Source organism: Micromonospora sp. ATA51 (assembly GCF_016802855.1).
GTDB lineage: Bacteria > Actinomycetota > Actinomycetes > Mycobacteriales > Micromonosporaceae > Micromonospora > Micromonospora sicca.
On the sequence record NZ_JAEVHJ010000442.1, the window covers coordinates 1 to 4257 of the forward strand.

Sequence of the window (4257 nt, forward strand, 5' to 3'; positions counted from 1 at the left end):
CTTGGTTGTCGCGGATGATCCGGGTCGAGAGCTTGTGCTGCCAGTCCCGCCGGCTGTCGGCCACCCGGGCGTGCGCCCGGGCGACCTTGACGACGGCCTTGCTGCGATTTGCGCTGCCCCGCTGCTTGCGGGACAGGTCCTGCTGCAACCGCTTGAGTTTGCGGGCCGCCCGGCGCAGGAACCTCGGCGCGGTGATCTTCTTGCCGTTGGACAGGACCGCGAAGTGCGTCAGGCCCAGGTCGATACCCACCTCGCCGTCGACCGGCGGCAGCGGCTCGTCCGCGGGCTGTACGACGAATGAGGCGAAGTACCGTCCGGCCGCGTCCCGGATGACCGTGACCGAGGTCGGCGCCGCCGGCAGTCGCCGGGACCACCGCACCGCCACGTCGCCGATCTTCGGCAGCCGGAGCCGGCCGTTGTCGAGGACCTTGAACCGGGCGTTCGCGGTGAACCGGATCGCCTGCCGGTTGTCCTTGCGCGACCGGAACCGCGGCGGCGCCACCTTGCGGCCCTTGCGCTTGCCGCTCGTCGAGGCGAAGAAGTTGCGGTACGCGGCGTTCAGGTCCGCGAGGGCCTGCTGGAGCACCACCGCCGACACCTCACCCAGCCACACCCGCTCCGGCGTCCGCTTCGCCTCGGTGATGACCCGCTTCGACAGGTCGCCGTCCGACAGGTACGGCTCACCCGCCTCGCGGGCCTGCTGACGTGCGCGCAACCCGTCGTTGAACACCACCCGCGCACACCCGAACGCCCGCGCCAGCGAAGCCTGCTGGCCGGGCGTCGGGTAGACGCGGTAGTTGTACCGAAGCTGCACATCGGACAGTCTGGCATCGGCATATGACAGATATCGGAAGAATCCGCACTGCCAGGCACTGCGTCTTCGTCCGCCACGCCCACTTGGTCTTCGTCACGAAATGCCGGCACAGGGTCTTCACCGACCGGCACCTGACCCCCCTGGAAGACATCACGCAGGCGGTGCGCGCCGACTTCGACACCGAGCCGGTCGACTTCAACGGCGAAGACAACCACCTCCACCTGCTGGTCAACTTCCCACCCACGGTCGCCCCGTGGAAATTGGTCAACAGCCTCAAGGGCGTATCCAGCCGCCGGCTGCGCCAGCAGTTCCCCGATCTCGTGCACCACTACTACCGCGCCAACCGGCTCTGGTCGGGCTCATACTTCGCCAGCTCCCTCGGCGCCGCACCGCTCACCGTGCTGCCCGGGTACATCGAGCAGCAGAACCAGCCAGGCTAGAGCACGCTCGGGCCTAGCCGGCCCTCCCGCGCGGCCTTCACCCCCGCCCTGAATGGCGGAGCACTGGCCCGCACCCTGGTAGCTCGCCGGGGTGCCCCGGGCGGTGAGCCGGCGCGCCAGGGCCCGGGCCTGGGTGCTCTTGCCGGAGCCGTCGACGCCGACCAGGGCGATCATCACGGGACTGGCCACGGGTCCGGACGGTACTGGGGCGGTGCAACCCGGGGCAGGCGCCCGGCGACCGGGGGCACGGGCGGGCGGAAAGCCCGACGGAAAATAATTCGCTCCGGCTGTCGGATCCCACCGGGCGGCTCCGACCCACCGGTGACAGCGTCCGCCGGGGCGCGGCCGATCGAGGAGAACCGCCATGCGAAAGATCATCTACTGGGTGCACCAGTCCGTCGACGGCTTCATTGAGGGGCCGAACGGCGAGTTCGACTGGCCCGTGATGGGGGCGGAGCTGTCCGCGTACTCCCTGGAGCTGAGCGAACGGGCCGGCGCGTTCGTGTACGGGCGCAAGGTCTGGGAGATGATGTCGTACTGGTGGCCGCGGCCCGAGTCGATGGCCGACGCGCACGGCCGGGCGTTCGCGCCGATCTGGCGGCGTACCCCGAAGATCGTCCTGTCCCGGACCCTCGAGTCGGCCGACCACGGCGCCCGGGTCATCGGCGCCGACCTGGTCGCAGGTCGCCGCCCTCAAGGCCGAGCCGGGCGGGGACCTCCTGCTCACCGGCGGCTCGGCCGCCGCCGCGGCGCTGACCGACCACGGTCTGATCGACGAGTACCAGGTCATCGTGCACCCGGTCGTCCTCGGCGGCGGTAGGCCGGTCTTCCCGCCCAAGGACCGGCTCGCCCTGCGCCTGGTCGGGTCGCGCGGCTTCGACGGCGCGAGCGTGCTGCTGCGGTACGAGCGGGCCGGCTGACCGGCGGCTCCCGCCACGCACCTCCGCCCGGCGCAGCGGCCGGTGGGCGGTGCGGGTGGCGGCGTCCGGCAGAATCGTCGGGTGCCCGTCCACGAGATCACCGACCCCGACGACGACCGGATCGCCGACTACCGCGCGCTGACCGACGTCGAGCTGCGTACCCGCTGGGAACCCCCGCACGGTCTGTTCATCGCCGAGGGCGAGCTGGTGCTGCGGCGGGCGCTGCGGGCCGGCTACCCGGCCCGGTCGTACCTGGTCGACGCGAAACGGGCGGACCAGCTCGCCGACCTCGACGCCGGCGACGCCCCGGTCTACGCGGCCACCCAGGAGGTGCTCCAGCGGGCCACCGGCTTCCACGTGCACCGGGGTGTGCTCGCCTCGTTCCACCGCAAGCCGCTGCCGAGCGCGGCCGAGGTGCTGGCCGGCGCCCGGCGCGCGGTCATCCTGGAGGACGTCAACAACCACACCAACCTCGGCGCGGTTTTCAGGGGGGCCGCCGCGCTCGGCATCGACGCGGTGCTGCTGTCGCCGTCCTGCGCCGATCCGCTGTACCGGCGCAGCGTACGGGTCAGCATGGGGGAGGTCTTCGCGGTGCCGTACGCCAAGCTCGAGCGCTGGCCCGCGGGTTTGGACCAGGTGCGGGAAGCGGGCTTCACCGTGCTCGCCATGACGCTGGCTCCGGACGCCGTACCGATCCAGCGGTTGACTCCGGCGCAGCGCGAGCGGGCGGCGCTGCTGCTGGGAGCCGAGGGCCCCGGCCTCACCGCGGCGGCCCAGTCCGCCAGTGACGTGCGGGTGGTCATTCCGATGCGGCGCGGAGTGGACTCGTTGAACGTCGCCGCCGCTGCGGCGGTGGCGTTCTGGGACTGGGGCGCGACGACCCACCGTTCGGCAGCGGGTAGCTCTGCGGGTGGTCGATCTTGAGGTCTCCGCCAGCACCGCCGGTTACGCGGAAGCCGCCGATGCGCTCGTCGAACAGTACGAGAGTGTGTCCTTCGCGGAGGTCCACCGCGACGTGCTGCACCCGTTCTCGTCCCGTCGAGCACTTCTGTTTGCATGACCATGCGGCATAGCGCATAATCTTCCTCGTGTCCAAGGTTCTCACCTCCCTGCCCGCCGGCGAACGTGTCGGCATCGCCTTCTCCGGCGGCCTCGACACCTCGGTCGCGGTCGCGTGGATGCGCGACAAGGGCGCCGTTCCCTGCGCCTACACTGCCGACATCGGCCAGTACGACGAGCCCGACATCGCCTCGGTGCCCGGTCGCGCGCTCAGCTACGGCGCCGAGGTCGCCCGACTGGTCGACTGCCGCGCCGCCCTGGTCGAGGAGGGCCTGGCGGCGTTGACCTGCGGGGCCTTCCACATCCGCTCGGGCGGGCGGGCGTACTTCAACACCACCCCGCTGGGCCGGGCCGTGACCGGGACCCTGCTGGTGCGGGCGATGATCTCCGACGACGTCCAGATCTGGGGCGACGGCTCGACCTTCAAGGGCAATGACATCGAGCGGTTCTACCGGTACGGCCTGCTGGCCAACCCGCAGCTGCGCATCTACAAGCCGTGGCTCGACACCGACTTCGTCACCGAACTGGGTGGGCGTAAGGAGATGTCGGAGTGGCTGCTCGAACGCGCCCTGCCGTACCGGGACAGCACCGAGAAGGCATACTCCACCGACGCCAACATCTGGGGCGCCACGCACGAGGCGAAGACCCTCGAGCACCTCGACACCGGCATCGAGACGGTCAACCCGATCATGGGAGTCCGGTTCTGGGACCCGTCGGTGGAGATCCCGACCGAGGATGTCACGATCGGCTTCGACCAGGGTCGCCCGGTGACGATCAACGGTAAGGAGTTCGGCAGCCCCGTCGACCTGGTGCTGGAGGCCAACGCCATCGGCGGCCGGCACGGCCTGGGCATGTCGGACCAGATCGAGAATCGGATCATCGAGGCCAAGAGCCGGGGCATCTACGAGGCTCCCGGCATGGCGCTGCTGCATGCCGCGTACGAACGGCTGGTCAACGCCATCCACAACGAGGACACCCTGGCGAACTACCACAACGAGGGCCGCCGCCTCGGTCGGCTGATGTA

Annotated in this window: 5 protein-coding genes and 2 pseudogenes; 6 read left to right on the forward strand and 1 reads right to left on the reverse strand. The window is 70.6% G+C overall.

Annotated features, from left to right (window positions below):
- A partial coding sequence (locus JNW87_RS35440; RefSeq protein ID WP_238455201.1) for a transposase occupies positions 1–814 on the reverse strand: 814 nt, incomplete at its 3' end.
- 23 nt (positions 815–837) lie between these two features.
- On the opposite strand from JNW87_RS35440, the gene tnpA reads away from it, so the two are divergent.
- From tnpA to argG, 6 genes and pseudogenes are all read left to right on the forward strand, one after another.
- Positions 838–1254: an IS200/IS605 family transposase gene (gene tnpA / locus JNW87_RS35445; protein WP_109802708.1), complete on the forward strand. Its 417-nt coding sequence runs from the start codon at positions 838–840 to the stop codon at positions 1252–1254.
- A gap of 364 nt (positions 1255–1618) precedes the next feature.
- Positions 1619–1840: pseudogene (locus tag JNW87_RS40035) on the forward strand (dihydrofolate reductase family protein); the annotation flags it as partial.
- Positions 1841–1973: 133 nt separating this feature from the next.
- The gene (locus tag JNW87_RS40040; protein WP_255544749.1) at positions 1974–2174 is read left to right on the forward strand and encodes a dihydrofolate reductase family protein; all 201 of its coding nucleotides are present in this window, start codon (positions 1974–1976) and stop codon (positions 2172–2174) included.
- Positions 2175–2216: 42 nt separating this feature from the next.
- Positions 2217–3076, forward strand: a pseudogene (locus JNW87_RS35460) (TrmH family RNA methyltransferase).
- Positions 3077–3084: 8 nt separating this feature from the next.
- Positions 3085–3234: a hypothetical protein gene (locus tag JNW87_RS35465; protein ID WP_161557872.1), complete on the forward strand. Its 150-nt coding sequence runs from the start codon at positions 3085–3087 to the stop codon at positions 3232–3234.
- Positions 3235–3262: 28 nt separating this feature from the next.
- On the forward strand, positions 3263–4257 hold a 995-nt coding region (gene argG, locus JNW87_RS35470; protein WP_238455202.1), incomplete at its 3' end, for an argininosuccinate synthase.

What these genes read in the sequence shown, in the direction of transcription:
- tnpA (WP_109802708.1), top strand. Translation starts at nt 838, where the DNA reads ATGACAGATATCGGAAGAATCCGCACTGCCAGGCACTGCGTCTTCGTC.